16 protein-coding genes are annotated in these 15,450 nt (G+C 41.0%); 1 reads left to right on the top strand and 15 read right to left on the bottom strand.

Annotation, left to right across the window (positions count from 1 at the left end; translation table 11 throughout):
* Positions 1 to 19 precede the first annotated feature (19 nt).
* From IGK77_RS02655 to pfkB, 6 genes are all read right to left on the bottom strand, one after another.
* Positions 20 to 1,198, bottom strand: coding sequence for an SIS domain-containing protein (locus IGK77_RS02655; protein ID WP_074801688.1), 1,179 nt, complete (start codon positions 1,196 to 1,198; stop codon positions 20 to 22).
* Between the two features lies 1 nt (position 1,199).
* The gene (locus IGK77_RS02650; protein ID WP_074801691.1) at positions 1,200 to 1,943 is read right to left on the bottom strand and encodes a GntR family transcriptional regulator; all 744 of its coding nucleotides are present in this window, start codon (positions 1,941 to 1,943) and stop codon (positions 1,200 to 1,202) included.
* Between the two features lie 375 nt (positions 1,944 to 2,318).
* On the bottom strand, positions 2,319 to 3,302 hold the full coding sequence (gene lacD / locus IGK77_RS02645; protein ID WP_074801699.1) for a tagatose-bisphosphate aldolase: 984 nt from the start codon (positions 3,300 to 3,302) through the stop codon (positions 2,319 to 2,321).
* Positions 3,299 to 3,754, bottom strand: a complete 456-nt coding sequence (locus tag IGK77_RS02640) for a fructose PTS transporter subunit IIA (protein WP_074801703.1) — start codon at positions 3,752 to 3,754, stop codon at positions 3,299 to 3,301. The genes lacD and IGK77_RS02640 overlap by 4 nt, the downstream gene beginning before the upstream one ends.
* Before the next feature lie 19 nt (positions 3,755 to 3,773).
* Positions 3,774 to 5,165, bottom strand: coding sequence for a PTS fructose transporter subunit IIC (locus IGK77_RS02635; protein WP_074801706.1), 1,392 nt, complete (start codon positions 5,163 to 5,165; stop codon positions 3,774 to 3,776).
* Positions 5,165 to 6,097, bottom strand: coding sequence for a 1-phosphofructokinase (gene pfkB, locus IGK77_RS02630; RefSeq protein ID WP_081355954.1), 933 nt, complete (start codon positions 6,095 to 6,097; stop codon positions 5,165 to 5,167). The genes IGK77_RS02635 and pfkB overlap by 1 nt, the downstream gene beginning before the upstream one ends.
* Before the next feature lie 155 nt (positions 6,098 to 6,252).
* Here pfkB and IGK77_RS02625 point away from each other — a divergent pair, with 155 nt between their 5' ends.
* On the top strand, positions 6,253 to 7,005 hold the full coding sequence (locus tag IGK77_RS02625; RefSeq protein WP_066025209.1) for a MurR/RpiR family transcriptional regulator: 753 nt from the start codon (positions 6,253 to 6,255) through the stop codon (positions 7,003 to 7,005).
* A gap of 130 nt (positions 7,006 to 7,135) precedes the next feature.
* Here the strand turns inward: IGK77_RS02625 and IGK77_RS02620 are convergent, their stop codons facing one another.
* From IGK77_RS02620 to dapD, 9 genes are all read right to left on the bottom strand, one after another.
* The gene (locus IGK77_RS02620) at positions 7,136 to 7,402 is read right to left on the bottom strand and encodes a hypothetical protein (protein WP_074801708.1); all 267 of its coding nucleotides are present in this window, start codon (positions 7,400 to 7,402) and stop codon (positions 7,136 to 7,138) included.
* 138 nt (positions 7,403 to 7,540) lie between these two features.
* Positions 7,541 to 7,822 (bottom strand): hypothetical protein, encoded by a 282-nt coding sequence (locus IGK77_RS02615; protein WP_074801711.1) that lies wholly within the window; start codon positions 7,820 to 7,822, stop codon positions 7,541 to 7,543.
* Between the two features lie 236 nt (positions 7,823 to 8,058).
* On the bottom strand, positions 8,059 to 8,340 hold the full coding sequence (locus IGK77_RS02610) for a hypothetical protein (protein ID WP_074801715.1): 282 nt from the start codon (positions 8,338 to 8,340) through the stop codon (positions 8,059 to 8,061).
* 289 nt (positions 8,341 to 8,629) lie between these two features.
* Complete coding sequence (locus IGK77_RS02605) at positions 8,630 to 10,009, bottom strand: FAD-dependent oxidoreductase (protein WP_074801718.1); 1,380 nt, start codon at positions 10,007 to 10,009, stop codon at positions 8,630 to 8,632.
* Between the two features lie 120 nt (positions 10,010 to 10,129).
* A complete protein-coding gene (locus IGK77_RS02600) occupies positions 10,130 to 11,302 on the bottom strand; it encodes a pyridoxal phosphate-dependent aminotransferase (RefSeq protein WP_010736321.1) in 1,173 nt (390 codons plus the stop codon).
* Between the two features lie 35 nt (positions 11,303 to 11,337).
* The gene (locus IGK77_RS02595) at positions 11,338 to 12,432 is read right to left on the bottom strand and encodes an amidohydrolase (RefSeq protein WP_074801721.1); all 1,095 of its coding nucleotides are present in this window, start codon (positions 12,430 to 12,432) and stop codon (positions 11,338 to 11,340) included.
* Entirely contained in the window at positions 12,392 to 13,741 is a 1,350-nt protein-coding gene (locus IGK77_RS02590; RefSeq protein WP_438712909.1) for an aspartate kinase, read from the bottom strand. Before IGK77_RS02590 ends, IGK77_RS02595 begins: the two co-directional genes overlap by 41 nt.
* On the bottom strand, positions 13,738 to 14,733 hold the full coding sequence (locus tag IGK77_RS02585) for an aspartate-semialdehyde dehydrogenase (RefSeq protein ID WP_074801726.1): 996 nt from the start codon (positions 14,731 to 14,733) through the stop codon (positions 13,738 to 13,740). Before IGK77_RS02585 ends, IGK77_RS02590 begins: the two co-directional genes overlap by 4 nt.
* Positions 14,734 to 14,753: 20 nt before the next feature.
* On the bottom strand, positions 14,754 to 15,449 hold the full coding sequence (gene dapD, locus IGK77_RS02580; RefSeq protein ID WP_074801730.1) for a 2,3,4,5-tetrahydropyridine-2,6-dicarboxylate N-acetyltransferase: 696 nt from the start codon (positions 15,447 to 15,449) through the stop codon (positions 14,754 to 14,756).
* Position 15,450: the final 1 nt, after the last annotated feature.

The following is a 15,450-nucleotide window of genomic DNA, read 5'->3' as shown; positions in this document are numbered from 1 at the left end:
GTTTTTATTGACCTCCTTGTTATTCATTTTGGTACTCATGGATCGTCACACCTTTGACTACTCGATTCACCGTTCCTGTCGGTGAAGGCGTGTCAGGTGTATTACCGACTTTGATCGACATATGCAAAGCAATGATTTGTGCGGTCAAGATCATCACTACAGATAGATAGGCATCGGGTAATTCTAGTGCGGCTGGTTCTAGGAAAAAGTTTGCTCCAGAAAAATCTCTTTGCGTCGATTGAGCAATGGCTAACACCTTTGCAGCAATAGCATTGCCATTGATTTCTTCCAAAATATCTAAATCATAGTTGCGTGTGTACGCTTGGTTCGTCACAAACCCGATCACTAAAGTTTGCTCATTGACAAAGGATTTTGGTCCATGACGAAAGCCCATCGAAGAATCAAAGATTGTCGCAATTTTTCCAGCAGTCAACTCTAAGATTTTCAGCTGTGCTTCCCTTGTGGCACCAGCCAAGCTACCTGAGCCAAGGTATGCGACCCGATTGAATGGTACTGCTAACACTTGGATCAGTTCTTGCTCTCTTTTCAGAACATCTTTGCCGATATGACTCAAGGAAGTGACATACTTTTGTTTTGTTTCTTGGTTCGTTTGATCAAAAAGCCAAAGGGCACTCAATAACATACATGTAAAGCTACCTGTCATGGCAAAGCCAGCGTCATTTGCTTTTTTTGGCATCAACAACAAGAAATGTTGCGATTGTTCACGTGCGACTTGTGCTAATTTTCCTTCTTCTGCACAAGTAATCGCTAAATGGAACAACGTATCCACAACTTGATCGGCGATTTTGACTGCCGCCAGACTTTCCGGACTATTGCCACTTCTAGCAAACGAAATCAATAACGTGGGTTGATCAGGAAACAAATACTCTCTTGGAGAAGCAACAATATCGGTCGTACCAAAACTATGAAAAGCAAACCGTTTGGTGTCTCCATGCTCATTCAAGTAAGGAACAAGCGTATCGCCTACATATTGAGAAGAGCCTGCACCGGTAAAGATGACTTGGATTTGTTGCTCGTTTGCCTGTTTTTCAAGTGCATCAAAGAAAAGGGCTAATTCATTTTTCTTCTCTTCTAAGATTTCCACAACCTCTTCCCACAGATCTGGTTGTTGTTTGATTTCTTCTGTAGTGATCCTTGCACCTATTTTTTCTAATTCATCCTTCGACAGTTCAAACATGTTATTTTCCTCCTAGATTACTCCGAACATGACGGATCTTATAATGGAATTGGTCTGCTCTTGCGACACTATCTGTATATTCGATGATCTCGTTTTTGCTATTGAAGGTCGTCCGTTTCAAATGTAAAATCGGTGCCCCATCGCATATATGCAGTAATTCGGCATCATTTGCGTAAACAATACTGGCATAGAATTCCTCTTCTGCCACTTGGACATGTTGATCAAAATCTTCCAGAAAAACATCATACAAAGGCTTGCTTTCCAAAATCGGCAAATCAAGGCCAAGAAACAGTTTTGCTGGTAAATAAGACCGTTCAACCATCAAAGGAACATCATCCGCTAAACGTAGCCGCTTGATTTTGAAGATTGCTTCTCCTAGATTGAGATTCAAGCGTTCAGCCAACTGCTTTGTCGCTGCTTGTTTTTCAAAAGCTAAAATAATCGTTTTCGGTGTACGCCCCAATGCCAACATTTCTTCTGTGAAGCTGTAAGCACCAGCTAGACTTGCTGCTTGATGCGATAAGTCACTGACAAACGTTCCTTTTCCATGTTTTTTATAAATATAGCCAAGTGTTTCTAATTCCCGCAATGCCAATCGAACCGTCGTCCGACTCACACCATAGTACAGACATAACTCCCTCTCAGACAGCAATTTATCATGCGGGATCATTTCTGCCTCAATTCGTTTCTTTAGTACATCAACTAGTTGATAATATAACGGTTTCCCTTTACGAGAATTTTCCATTTCTTTACCCCTTCCAACTGGTTATAACCACAAGACAATCGTAAAGTAATAATAACTACCTGTCAACATAAAAATTGCTTAAAAACCTCTATATAACAACGTTTTAATCAACTATATATAAAAACATTTTAAATACCTCGAAAATACCACTTAAAATAAAAAAACAGCATAAACCTCATAAAAAGCAGCATAAGGCTTGTCCTTAAAAAGCTTGTTTATTCTAGAAAATTTATAAAATAATGAAGAAATCCAACGGTTCTTTTTCTTGCATTTCGCTAAATTCCAATGAAAAATAACAAAAAAAAGAAACACTTCATTTCCCACGTCTAGGTGCTCAAAGTGTTTCTCTTTTGCTATTTCAAGATGACTAACCAACTAGCGACTAATCTTATTTTTCCAAGGCGAAGCTGTCTTCATCAAGACTCCATTTAATTCCTCAATGTTGTTTCTCCCTTGTTCAGCAAGCCATTTTTTTGCCGCCTGTCTCCCTTGATCCGCAAAAGGTGCCACACCATCTGCCCATGTAGCTCGCCCACATAAAACACCATTGAACGAAGACCCAGCGTTTTTGGCAAAGTACAACGTTTCTTGGAATCCTTCGGCACTGACACCTGCACTAAGAAAAATGAACGGTAAGTCAGTCGCTTGGCTTTGCTCGATGAACAAAGCGGATGCTTCTTGCTTGGAATAAATGATTTCTTTTCCAAAACCTTCAACAAAAGTCATATTGACAGGTACTTCTACCTTCAAGACATCTACGTTGAACCTCGGCTCTGAGAAAATCTTCATCATTTCAATGACTTTTTTCGGTTTGATCTTGGCATATTCCTTGGAGGTCGTATCTGGGATCGTTGCATCATAAGATAGCAATTCTAAAAAGAAAGGAAGATCTTCCGCCAGACATTCTGAACCAATTCTTTCTACATATGCCTGTTTCCGTTCATTGACTTCTTCGCTTTCGTCTACATCATAGTAAAGCAAGAATTTGCAGCCATCTGCTCCAGCTTCCTTTAGTCTTTTGGCTGACCAAAAAGCTAAGGTATCTGGCAAACGTCCAGGTATCGTTGTATCATATCCTGTTTTCTCATAAGCCAACAATAGTCCAGCTGTCTTGGCGCGTTTTTCGGCAGCGGGTAACCCATATTCTGGATCTAAAAGAATCGAAGAAGCAAAAGGTGTCAATTCTTCGGACACGAGTTCTTTGAAATGGATCAAATCATCCACTTTGACCTCCTCTTGATGTCTCGCCATCATTTTTTTCAATGCCCCTCTTTGATCAATCGCTAAAGCCCCGATGATCCCGTCTGGATTACTCATGTTTACCAATGCTTGGTATTTCCCCTCTGATACTTTCCTCATTTTTTCAACATCCCTTCTAACTTAAAATCAATCAACCCAACAATTTCTTCTTGAGTGGAAGCAGTGATAAATGCTTGTTTAAAGCCTTCATCCATCAACATTCGTGCCATTTGCGAAAGAAGCGCCAAATGACTGGTTCCTGCTTCTGCAGCTGGAATAAACAACGCAATCACATACTTGATCGGTTGACCGTCTAAACTATCCCAGGCGACTGCATTCGTTAATTTCAAGATAATGATCGTTGGTTCTTCTATACTTTCACTTTTCGCATGAGGAATCGCAAAGCCATCCATCATACCAGTCGTGCCTTCTGCTTCGCGCTGTTTCAAGCCGATTTTGACCGCCTGCTCATTGGTCGCTTTTCCTACCTCAACGATTTTTGCTGAAAGAAACGCAAACACCGCTTCACGAGTATTCGCCGCCACATTGGTATAAACAAATAAATTTTCCATCAAATGAATCCTCTCCCTTTCACACACTCAGTGACTTTCTTTTTTGAACCAAGCCTAGTAATACTCCCCCTGCAATAGAACCAGCAAGAATCGCAAGAACCCACAATAAGCCATGGGTCACTACTGGTAAAACGAGAAATCCGCCATGGGGTGCTGGTACTTGCACGCGAAAGAAATAGGTCAATACAGCGGCGATCGACGAACCAAGCATCATGATTGGCAAGACACGAAGCGGATCTTTTGCCGCAAAAGGAATCGCACCTTCCGTAATATGTGTTGAACCTAGAATGAAATTCACTAGACCAGCATTCTTTTCGTTTAGCTCGAAGTATTTCCCAAAAAGCAAGACCGCAAAGCCAGTAATCAACGGTGGAGCAATGCAGGCTGCAGAAACTCCCGCCATAAAGCTAGTATTTCCTTGTGCTAACAGGGCAGTTCCAGTAACGTAGGCTGCTTTATTGATCGGCCCCCCCATATCGAATGCGCACATACAACCGACGATCACCCCTAATACTAAAGGACTTGAGTTTTCAAACCCTGCTAGAAAATCCATCATTCCTTCATTGATACTAGCCATCGGTCCTGAAATGACTGTCATGATCAATCCAGTAATCAACACCCCTAGTACGGGATATAAGAAAATTGCCTTTAAACCATCTAGTGTTTTAGGCAAAGGTTTTAACGCTTTTATTAATCCCAATACCACATACCCTGCCAAGAAACCTGAGATAATCCCACCTAAAAAACCTGTACCACCATCTGAGGCAATCAATCCACCGACAAAACCAACAACCAGTCCAGGACGCTTTGCAATTCCTTCAGCAATAAAAGCGGAAAGGACCGGCACCATCATACTCATCGCAAAACCGCCGATTCGATTCAAATTCGCAGCAAATTCATTGTATTGCGCATTGGCAGGATCAGCAGAATAAATCCCCCATAAAAAAGAAATGGCGATCAAGACTCCTCCACTGACAACAAAAGGCAACATGTGGGAAACACCATTCATCAAGTTCTTATAGATGCTGTGACCAATACTCTGTTGTGCATGTTGTTTTTCCTTATCTCCTTCCGCCATTTCGACTTTTTCAGAAATCACTCCTTCACCGTTTAAAGCCGCAGCAATCAATTGATCGGCTTCTTTGATCCCTTTCGAAACAGAAACATCAATGATCCTTTTCCCGGCAAATCTTTCAGGCTGGACATCTTTATCCGCCGCAATAATCACTGCTTCCGCTTCAATGATTTCCTGATCTGTCAAACGATTTTCTACCCCTACTTGCCCATGGGTCTCCACCTTGATCGAAATGCCTTTTTTCTTTGCTGCCTGTTCCAGTGCTTCTTGTGCCATATACGTGTGGGCGATACCTGTGGGACAACCAGTTGCTGCAATTAATCGATACTTAGCCATTATCTGAATTCCTCCTTATGAATGGTGATTTCTTTTTTCAACTCTGCGACATCTGTAAAATTAGTCAATCCTTTTTGAAACGCAGTCGAGCTACCCGCAGCTAAACTGTCCTTGAAACAATCCGCACTATTTTCTTCTTTGATCAAGCCTGCCAGAAAAGTGGCTAGGAGTGTATCCCCGGCACAAGCGGTATTGACGACTTTTCCTTGCGGGGCATTTCCTGTCAAACAATAATTTTCGTTCACATAGATCCCGCCCGCTCCACCTAATGACAGCAAGACATTTTGTGCACCTGCGGCTAATAGTTTCTTACAATAGTTCACATATTCCGTTTCTGCTACTTCTTCATCAAACCATTCTGCCAATTCCTGCTCATTCGGTTTCAGTAAAAATGGTTGATACTTTAGACATCGTTTAACGATTTTAGCACTCGTATCTAAGATCAAGCGCACTTGATTCTCATGACAGATTTTACTGATCATTACTAAGATTTCTTCTGGTACCCCTCTTGGCAGACTCCCAGAAACACAAAGATAATCTCCAGCTGACAAATGACTGATTGTCTCAAGCAATTCTTCCATCGCTAACTGGTCGATTTCTGGTCCACGATTGACCAACTTATATTCACTTGATTCCTCATTCACTTGTGTAAATACGTTGATGCGAGTCATTCCGGGTATAGAAACAAAATGAGCGTCGATCCCTTCCTTCGTCAAGCATTCCTCAATATAAGCCCCAGTAAATCCTCCGCTAAAGCCCAACGCAGTATTTGGTATCCCGAGTTTTTTTAAAATCAATGAAACATTGACACCTTTCCCATTTGCTTGGATGTCATCATCGATTGAGCGGTTCACGACATTCGGTTTGAGTTGTGCCACTTCAATAAACAGATCAATCGCCAGATTCATCGTACATGTATATACGTTAGCCACCTGTATCCCTCCTCACGTTATCTACAGTATGACCTGTTTTTGGATGTACATGTTTTCTAAATAAGCGAAATTTTAGGTAAATGTTTACAAAATAAAACTCATCTAAGTAAGGGTTTACATCAGTGGTAGAATAAAAAGAAAAGGGGGAGGCGTAAATGGAACCTAAATTAAGCGAGGCAGAACATTTTTTATGGGAGTATATGATGAATCACATCCAAGAAATCCCAAATCTATCAATTATCAAACTAAGCGAACGAGCCAACGTATCCACCACGACCATCGTTCGTACCATGAAGAAAAAAGGATACGAAGGCTATACTTCTTTTAAGCATCATTTAAAGGAAAAGAAAAATACCACCATCAATTTTGCTACGGTCGATAAAGTAGATGAAGAAATAAAAACCTCCATTCTAAAAAACGAGCAAGAAGTCGTGCGTACCATCAATCTATTGGATACAGGAGTAATCGAAGATGCGATTCAAAAAATCTGGAGTTCACAAAGAATCATTATCTTTGCCAGAGGATTTTCAGAGATGATTGGGGAAGAAATACAAACAAAATTCCAACTACTTGATAAATACTGTGTCCTTCATACCGATCCAAATATCATCAAAACCGTTAGTCGCAAATTGCACAAGAAAGATGTCGTTCTTTTTATTTCCTTAAACGGTGAAACAGAAGAACTCGTAGCAGCAGCGGAGAATTGCTACCGCGAGGAAATCAGTTCGATCCTGATCACCGCCTCACGGGAAAGCCGTTTGAATCACTTAGCAGAATTATCCTTGATCGGATTCAAATCCGAAATCTCTTTTTTCCCTGAATATGAAGTCCGCTCTCGCCTGCCACTTTCTGTGATTGCGCGGATCTTGCTGGATTCGTATGCGATACGGGTGAAGAAGGGAAATTGAAAAAAATGTGGAAGAAGCACCAATAACCGAAAACATGAAACAGATTTCGGCGATTGGTGCTTCTTTACGAAAGAGTTGATTCAGTTTTATTTACTTTTGGTTTATGACGTTCTTCTACATTCAAGTCTTGTCACCACGCCAAAACAAAACAAATAATCGAAACTACAACCGTCAAAACAAATTCAACCTTCACTTCCGTTCCATAGGTTTGATTCGGTAGATAGATTGCCTTTCGTTTCGATTGATAAGGGATCTTAGGGCGGTTGGGTTGAGCAGACTCAATAAGTATCGATAATAAAATCAGTGTGAAGTAAATAGTATTTTTCTGTGCTGCAAAATAGATGCTTGAAGCTAATAAAATTAAACTAGTCCCTTTGAGTATTCTAGCGTAGGTCATTATTATCTCTCCATTCTATTCATCTACTAAAAATCTAAGTGAATCATTCCTTTTATGTATTTATTTTTATTACTAATTCTCAAAATGAGAGAAACAGTCATTTAAAGTATTTAGACGTATTTCAAACGATTCCTTTTTCTAAAAATGATACAATTCTAATTCTAAAATGGCGCATATAGTAAGAACTAAAATCGTCAGAATCAGTTCAAACTTTACTTCCGTTCCATATGTTTGATTCGGTAGATAGATGGCTTTTCGTTCCGATTGATAAGGAATTTTAGGGCGGTTGGGTTGAGCAGATTCAATAAGTATTGATAATAAAATCAGTGTGAAGTAAATAGTATTTTGCTGGGCCGCAAAATAGATACTTGAAGCTAATAAAATCAAACTAGTTCCTTTGAGTATTCTAGCGTAGGTCATTTTAATCTCTCCGTTCTATTCTTCTATTTGTAGATTTTCTGTCCTGTTTTCTAACTATTTTCTATTATTTTTATACCTCCACATGACAATCAATAGAATCGTCATCACTAGATAGGAGGTGAGAACAATTATTTGGCTCACTCGGTTCACCTTCTCTAAAATTCTCATACGATCGATACTTTTATGTATTCATTTTTATTACTAATAAATAGATGTGGTTCAAATTATTCCTGTTACTAAAAATGATACAATTCTAATTCCAAAATGGAGCAAATCATAAGAACTAAAATCGTGGGAATCAGCGCAAACATCACTTCCGTTCTAGATGTTTGATTCGGTAGATAGATTGAATTTTTTCCCGATTTGTAAGGAGTTTTAGGTTGCTCGGATTGGGTATATTCAATAAATAGTGATAGCATAATCAGTATGGTATAGATCGTATTTTTCATTGCAGCAAAATAGATGCTTAGCGCCAATAAAACCAGTTGGATTATTTTGATTATTCGAACGTAGGTCATCTTTCATCTCTCCATTCTATGTATAAATAGTAACCGATTCCTCTCTACAAATATATATACGTAACGTACTAAAATATTACTTTAACAAATTAAAATAACTTCCACCTTAATCATATCAAAAAATATCAAAAAAAATTATTACATTCCTAAAAAGCTGTTTTAACAGCATAATCGTCAATATTTCCCTTCAGCCCAAACAACTCTTACGAATAAATAAAAAAACGGAACAACAGGCAGAATGTTTCCATCCACCTGTTATTCCGTATTTACTATTACATAAATGTAGTTTTTACTCCACAAATGGCTCTTCACCTAGTGCTTGTTGTGCGGCTAAGTTTAGTAGGCTCCATTGACGGTCGTGTCCTGGTTGGAAGAAGAAATCTGCTTCTGCCAAGTCTTCGATCGTTAATTTTTGTTGGATGGCTAAAGCCAAAACATTTCCTTGAGGAGTAATGTCTTTTGTTGATAATACTGCTCCACCTAGCAATTGATGCGTAAATGGATCATAGGCTAATTGTACAGCTGCTTTTCCGTTCCCAAATTCTTCTGGTACGAATTTTGGACGGATCGTATCTTCATAGAAGGCTGTTTTGATGGCTACGCCAGCGCGATCAGCTGTGAAGCTGTTCAAGCCACTTGCAGCAAAATGATAGTCAAACACACGTAACGCAGATGAGCCGACTAAGCCACCAAATGGTTTGCTTGGTGTTTGTTCAAATAAGTGTTGAACGACATAGCGTGCTTCTCGACGTGCAACTGTTGCTAATGCGATCGGCACTTTTTTGCCTGCTGGGATCGAATAAGCAAGTGTTGCATCTCCTACTGCATAAACATCAGGTAAGTTTGTTTGTAGGTATTCATCTGTGATGATCCAGCCACGTTCATCTAAATCAACGATGCCTTTCAACCATTCGGTATTCGGTTTGACACCGGCAGCTTGGATGATCAAATCTGTTTCGATCGTGCCACTGTCTGTTTCGATGGCTGCGACTTTACCGTCACCTGTGAAGGCTTTGATGTTCACGCCAGTTTTGATGTTCATGCCTTTTTCTTTTAAGTGCGCTTCTAAGATATCTGTCATTTCCTTATCTAAGTAAGTACCTAAAGGACGATCGATCATATCTAATAACGTTACTTCTTTCCCTGCATTCAAGAAAACTTCTGCTGCTTCGATTCCGATGTAACCTGAACCGATAACGGCTACTTTTTTCACTGCTGGGTCTGTCATGCGTTCTTTGATTTTCGTTGCCCAATTATAGCCACGCATCAAATACACATTTTCTAAGTCTGTTCCTGGAATAGGTAATGAGTTTGGTTTCACACCTGAACTCAAAATCAATTTATCGTAAGCATACTCTTCTGTATGTCCATCTTCTTTACGTGTAACTGTTACTGTTTTTTTATCTGCATTGATTGTCTTAACTTCGTGGTTATTTAAAATCCCCACATTTGGTTGTGGAAAGTTTTCCGGTCTGAAATTACGGACATCATTCACACTAGTGACTTGATCCTCTAAATATAATTCCATGCCGCATGACATAAATGAAACATAGTCGCCTGCTTCAAACAAGGTGATATCCACATTTTCTCCGTATCTAGATAGTAATTCTAAAATGGATTGATGCCCTCCATGTGATGCACCGACAATAATTACTTTCGTTTTTTCCATTGACAAAACCCTCCTCATAACAATTGTTTAGAATCATTCTAAACAATTTTACGATATCATTCTACGAATAATAATGCAAATGAAAAGGCTTGCCTAAAAATTTTATTCGTTATTTTAATATTATTGTTTTAATTGTGCTAAAAATGTGCCGATACGTTTACACGCTTCTTGTAGGTCATCCATCCCACTTGCATAAGAGATTCGGATAAATCCTTCGCCTTCCGGTCCAAAAGCTGAGCCAGGGATACAGGCAACCTTACCTTGTTCTGCGAGTGCTAAACAAAAATCCCACGAATTCATCTGGATCGTTTCTGGTAAGCGACAGAACAAATAAAACGCACCATCAGGTTGAGAGATTTGAAAGCCTAATTCCGTAAGTTGTGGTAATAGATAATCTCGGCGTTCGACGTAGCGGGCCTTCATTTTTTCCCCTTCGTCCATACTCGTTGTCAATGCTTCGACCGCAGCTTTTTGAGAAATCGTTGTGGCAGAAGTAACTAAATATTGGTGGACCTTGATCAATTCATCGATCACTGGTTTTTGGGCAAAAAGAAAGCCAATGCGCCAGCCAGTCATGGCATGGGATTTAGAGAGTCCATTCACGACGATCGTTTGTTCAGGTAAGTACGTAGCCATCGATACATGATCCCCCACGTAATTCAACTCCGCGTAAACTTCGTCACTGATGACAAAGACTGGATGTTGGCTTAAAACTTCTGCAAGTTTACTCATTTGCTCTGCAGATAACAATGTTCCAGTTGGATTACTTGGGTAATTCAAAATCACTGCTTTGATTTCGTCTCCGTATTTGGCAAACGCCTCTTCTAGTTGTTCTGGCTGACAAATAAAGCCAGTGTCTGATGTATCGATCGTGATCAATTCGGCGCCTGCTAGATCAACGATTGGTTGATAGCCGGGATACGCAGGTGCTGGGATCAATACCTTATCTCCTTCTTCTAAGACCGCTAATAAAGCTGTCGCGATCGCTTCTGTGGCACCAATCGTTGTCAGTACTTCCGTTTGCGGATCATAAGAAAGACCGTAACGTTCTTTTTGGAAGAAACAAGCTGCTTCACATAATTCTGGTAAACCTCTCATCCCGGTATAATGAGAATAGTTTTCTTTGATGGCTGTGATCCCTGCCTCTTTGACTGCTTCAGGTGTTGAAAAATCTGGCTCACCTAATGTCAATTTGATGATACCCGGAATGCTTGAGATTTGCTGATCGAACATACGGATCTGCGAGACTTCGATTTTAGCCAGCCTTGGATTAAAACGATGGTGTAGATTCATAGACTTCTCCCCTTTTGGTTACTATCCTTATTTTTTCAGAAAAGTTCCTTGGTGTAAAGGATTGTTTGGTACCATTCCAATCCTTTTTCTAAAACTGCCATGTCGAAATCAAAGGTTGCATCATGCAGGGCTGGTGTATCCCCTACACCTAAGAAGAAAAAGACACAAGGATAGTGTTCCGTATAAACGCCAAAATCTTCTGCTTGTAAGACAGGTTCAGCCAACTCATGTAACAACTCTGAGTGGGCAAGTGCTGCATACAACTGTTCATCGTTACGTACAGCAGGATACCCATCGTTATAACGAAATGAGATTTTCGCTGGGGAAGTTTGTTGGAATTCTTCTGCTAGTCGTGCTAGTTGCATCTTTAAGTCCGTTTGGGTCTTACGACTGTATGAACGAATGCTGCCTGAGATCACGACTTCATTGGCTAAGACATTGCGGATCGTCCCGCCTGTGATCTGACCAAATTTCAAGAGATGTTCAAGGTTTTCTGGCAGAGATTTATCAAAGTCATAGACTTGTTTCATAAAACGCACAGCTGCTTCTAAACTATCGATGCCTTGACTACTTGAAGCGATATGCGCAGATCTGCCTTGGACGATGATATCTGTTTCACTACTTTGGGCCATCAACGCACCTGGTCGTGAAAATACTTTCCCTTCTGGTAAGCCTGGCCATAAATGAAAACCAAAGATTGCCTGTACCTTGTAATGTTCCAACCACCCAGAACGGATCACACTTTCTGCCCCACCAGCGATTTCTTCTGAGGGTTGAAAAATCAAGACGATATTGTGCTGCATCTCTTGACGGTGCGTGGCAATATAATCGGTCAATCCTAAGAGCATCGCCATATGACCATCATGTCCGCAGGCGTGCATGAATCCTGGGTGTGTAGACGCAAAAGGTAACCCTGTGGCTTCAGTGATGGGCAACGCGTCGATATCTGTCCGAAAAGCAATCGTTGTGTCTTGTTGCTGATCAAAATAAACCAACAAGCCTGTCTCATCGATTTCATGGATCACGCCACCACAGTTTTTGATTTGTTCGTAAAGGTATTCTTTCGTTTTAAATTCATGAAAGCCAAGTTCAGGAATTTGATGTAACGCCATTCGGTGTGTTGCTAACATGTCGCCTCACCATCCCTTCATAGATTCCTTTTACCACGGTTTCATATTGTGCATTGGGTACGCCGATGATCAAATTCAACTCTTGCGCACCTTGCGATAAAATCGAGGTCCTGATTTCTAACTCATTCAAAATCGATAATACTTTTCCAGAAAGTCCAATTGGTTCCTTATGTGGGCCGCCTACCACAGAAATCAAAGCCAAGTCTTCGATGATCTCGATTTCCTCTACGCCTAATTCCTCACGTAATTCTTTCGTGATCAAAAACAATTTATCCATGATCAATTCCGCCGAAACGACGACACCGATATTATCGATGCCAGAGGGGATATGCTCAATCGAGATGCCATGTTTTGCAAAAATACTCATGGCTTTCCAAATAAAACCGATCTCGTCTGACATATGTCGTTTGAACAAGGTGATTGAAAGAAAGTCTTTTCTTCCTGCAATCCCCGTCAACCCATTTTCTTTTTCGACTTCATGATTTGAGATTTTTGTTCCATGATCATTCGGTCGATTCGTATTTTTGATTTGGATCGGGATATCAGCTTCTTGTACAGGAAAAACCGCAGATTCGTGTAACACATTAGCACCCATATAAGCCATTTCTCGTAATTCACGGAAAGAGATCTCTTCAATGACTTTCGGTGAGTCAATGATTCTTGGGTCTGCCATCATGATACCTGAAACATCCGTCCAATTTTCATAAAGATCTGCCTGTAAGGCACTTGCTAAAACGGAGCCGGTAATATCACTGCCCCCACGACCAAGTAATTTTTCTTTTCCTGCTGGATTGGCACCATAAAATCCTGGGACGATCAACTTTTGGTGTTTCTGGTACATCTCGCGTACTGCTTGCTCTGTACGCGGAAAGTCGATGCCTCCTTCATAATCAAAGTAGATCAGCTCACTTGCGTCTGCAAAGGTATACCCTAAATATTCCGCCATCAATTGCGCAGTCAGATACTCCCCACGACTGACTAAATAATCGATCGTCACTTTTTCCTGTTTTAGTTGTGTTTCGATCGTGGTTAATTCTTTTTCAATCGGAAAGTCGAGTGATAGAAGATCCCTTACTTGAATAAAACGTTGTGTGATCCGTTCCCATAGTGGCGTCCAATCAACCTTATGTTGAAGATACGCATGGATCAAATAGAGTAAATCGGTCACTTTATCGTCTTCATCGGTTCTTTTTCCTAAAGCGGAAACGACAACGACTTCTCGACTAGGATCAGCTAGCACGATCTCACGGACTTTCCGGAACTGTTCTTCATGAGACATCGAGCTTCCACCAAATTTTGCGACTTTCATGAAAGGACCTCCTCTTGAAGAAGCGCCAAAGCAATTTGCACCGCGTTAGCCGCAGCGCCTTTGCGGATATTGTCAGCTACGGTATAAAAGAGCAAGCCATTTTCAACCGATAAGTCACGGCGAATACGCCCAACATATACTTGATCTGTGCCTCTTGCTAATGTACTTGTGGGATATTGGTGTTCTGCTAAGTTATCGACAACCAAAATCCCTGGAAACTGACTGAAACAAGCACGGATTTGTTCCAATGAAAATTCCTTTTCTAACTCAACAGCAATCGAGACACCATGGCCATTTTCGATGGGAACACGCACACAAGTCGCAGATACAGGCAAATCTGGTTGATGCAAGATTTTTTTTGTTTCATTGATCATTTTTTGTTCTTCTTTGGTATACCCATTTTCCATTGGGCGATCGATTTCTGGAATGACCGTTTGACTGATGTCATGAGGATAAAAAGTGGCTGGTTCACCAATTTTAGTCGCCTGTAGATCAGCGATTCCTTGTTGCCCTGAACCTGAAACAGCTTGATACGTCGTGTAATTGACACGTGTCACACCAAACGTATTCTGTAGTGCTTTCAGTGGTAAGACGGATTGGATCGTCGAACAATTTGGATTGGCGATCAATGGGTCTAACGTATGATCCTCTAGATTTACTTCAGGGACGATCAACGGGATCGTAGGATCTTCTCGCCACGCCGAAGAATTATCGATGACTACTAAGCCGGCTTGACGTGCAATCGGACCAAATGTTTGAGAAACGGATGCTCCAGCTGAAAAAAGCGCCAAATCATACCCAGAAAAAGAAGTCTCAGTCAGTTCTTCGACAACATACTCTTTTCCCTTAAACACAGACAGACTCCCCGCAGAGCGTTTGGATGCTAAAAGCTTGAGTTTTCCTACTGGAAAATCGTACTCCTCTAATACTCTTAACATAGTTTGACCGACTAATCCCGTCGCTCCGACAATACAGGTATCTATTTCGCGCATGTTTTTCATCCTTTCTTTGTCTACAATTCTCTTAGTGCTGCAATCAATGCGGTATTTTCTTTGGTTTGGTCATCTTTTATTTTTAATACACGTGCCGGCGTACCACCAACGACCGTCTCAGGTGCAACGTCTTCTAAAACGACTGCACCTGCTGCGACGACTGCATTCTTTCCAACACGAACGCCTTCGACGATCACCGCGTTCGCACCAACTAATACACCATCTTCGATCACTACTGGTTGAGCGGAAGCTGGCTCGATGACCCCTGCTAGCACAGCGCCGGCGCCGATATGACAATTCTTGCCGACAGTCGCACGTCCGCCTAGGATTGCTCCCATATCAATCATGCTATGATCCCCGATTTCAGCACCGATATTGATCACAGCACCCATCATGATCACTGCTTGATCTCCGATGGTTACTTGGTCACGAATGACAGCGCCTGGTTCGATCCGAGCGTTGATGTCTTTGATATCCAGTAAAGGAACGGCACTGTTTCTAGCTGTCTGTTCTAGTTCAATCGCTAAGATTTTCTCCGCTTCTTTTTCTAATACCGGCGCAATGTCTTTGTAATCCCCAAAAACAATTGGACTGTGCGCTTCGCCAAATACTTTTGCGTTTGGGAACCCAATGGGTTCAGAAACATTTAAGTAAACTTTGACTGGGGTCTTTTTTTCTGCTGTTTGAATAAAACGAATGATTTCTTGTGCGTTCAAT

The organism is Enterococcus sp. DIV0806c (assembly GCF_051710905.1).
In the GTDB taxonomy this organism is placed as follows: domain Bacteria; phylum Bacillota; class Bacilli; order Lactobacillales; family Enterococcaceae; genus Enterococcus_B; species Enterococcus_B mundtii.
This window is presented reverse-complemented; position numbering and strand designations above follow the sequence as displayed.

Bases quoted from the DNA above. Each gene is read 5' to 3' on its own strand.
- IGK77_RS02600 (WP_010736321.1), bottom strand. From the start codon at position 11,302: ATGAATCTACACCATCGTTTTAATCCAAGGCTGGCTAAAATCGAAGTC.
- IGK77_RS02655 (WP_074801688.1), bottom strand. From the start codon at position 1,198: ATGTTTGAACTGTCGAAGGATGAATTAGAAAAAATAGGTGCAAGGATC.
- lacD (WP_074801699.1), bottom strand. From the start codon at position 3,302: ATGAGGAAAGTATCAGAGGGGAAATACCAAGCATTGGTAAACATGAGT.
- IGK77_RS02610 (WP_074801715.1), bottom strand. From the start codon at position 8,340: ATGACCTACGTTCGAATAATCAAAATAATCCAACTGGTTTTATTGGCG.
- IGK77_RS02590 (WP_438712909.1), bottom strand. From the start codon at position 13,741: ATGAAAGTCGCAAAATTTGGTGGAAGCTCGATGTCTCATGAAGAACAG.
- IGK77_RS02605 (WP_074801718.1), bottom strand. From the start codon at position 10,009: ATGGAAAAAACGAAAGTAATTATTGTCGGTGCATCACATGGAGGGCAT.
- IGK77_RS02585 (WP_074801726.1), bottom strand. From the start codon at position 14,733: ATGCGCGAAATAGATACCTGTATTGTCGGAGCGACGGGATTAGTCGGT.
- IGK77_RS02620 (WP_074801708.1), bottom strand. From the start codon at position 7,402: ATGACCTACGCTAGAATACTCAAAGGGACTAGTTTAATTTTATTAGCT.
- IGK77_RS02635 (WP_074801706.1), bottom strand. From the start codon at position 5,165: ATGGCTAAGTATCGATTAATTGCAGCAACTGGTTGTCCCACAGGTATC.
- IGK77_RS02595 (WP_074801721.1), bottom strand. From the start codon at position 12,432: ATGTTAGCAACACACCGAATGGCGTTACATCAAATTCCTGAACTTGGC.
- IGK77_RS02615 (WP_074801711.1), bottom strand. From the start codon at position 7,822: ATGACCTACGCTAGAATACTCAAAGGAACTAGTTTGATTTTATTAGCT.
- IGK77_RS02625 (WP_066025209.1), top strand. From the start codon at position 6,253: ATGGAACCTAAATTAAGCGAGGCAGAACATTTTTTATGGGAGTATATG.
- IGK77_RS02640 (WP_074801703.1), bottom strand. From the start codon at position 3,754: ATGGAAAATTTATTTGTTTATACCAATGTGGCGGCGAATACTCGTGAA.
- IGK77_RS02650 (WP_074801691.1), bottom strand. From the start codon at position 1,943: ATGGAAAATTCTCGTAAAGGGAAACCGTTATATTATCAACTAGTTGAT.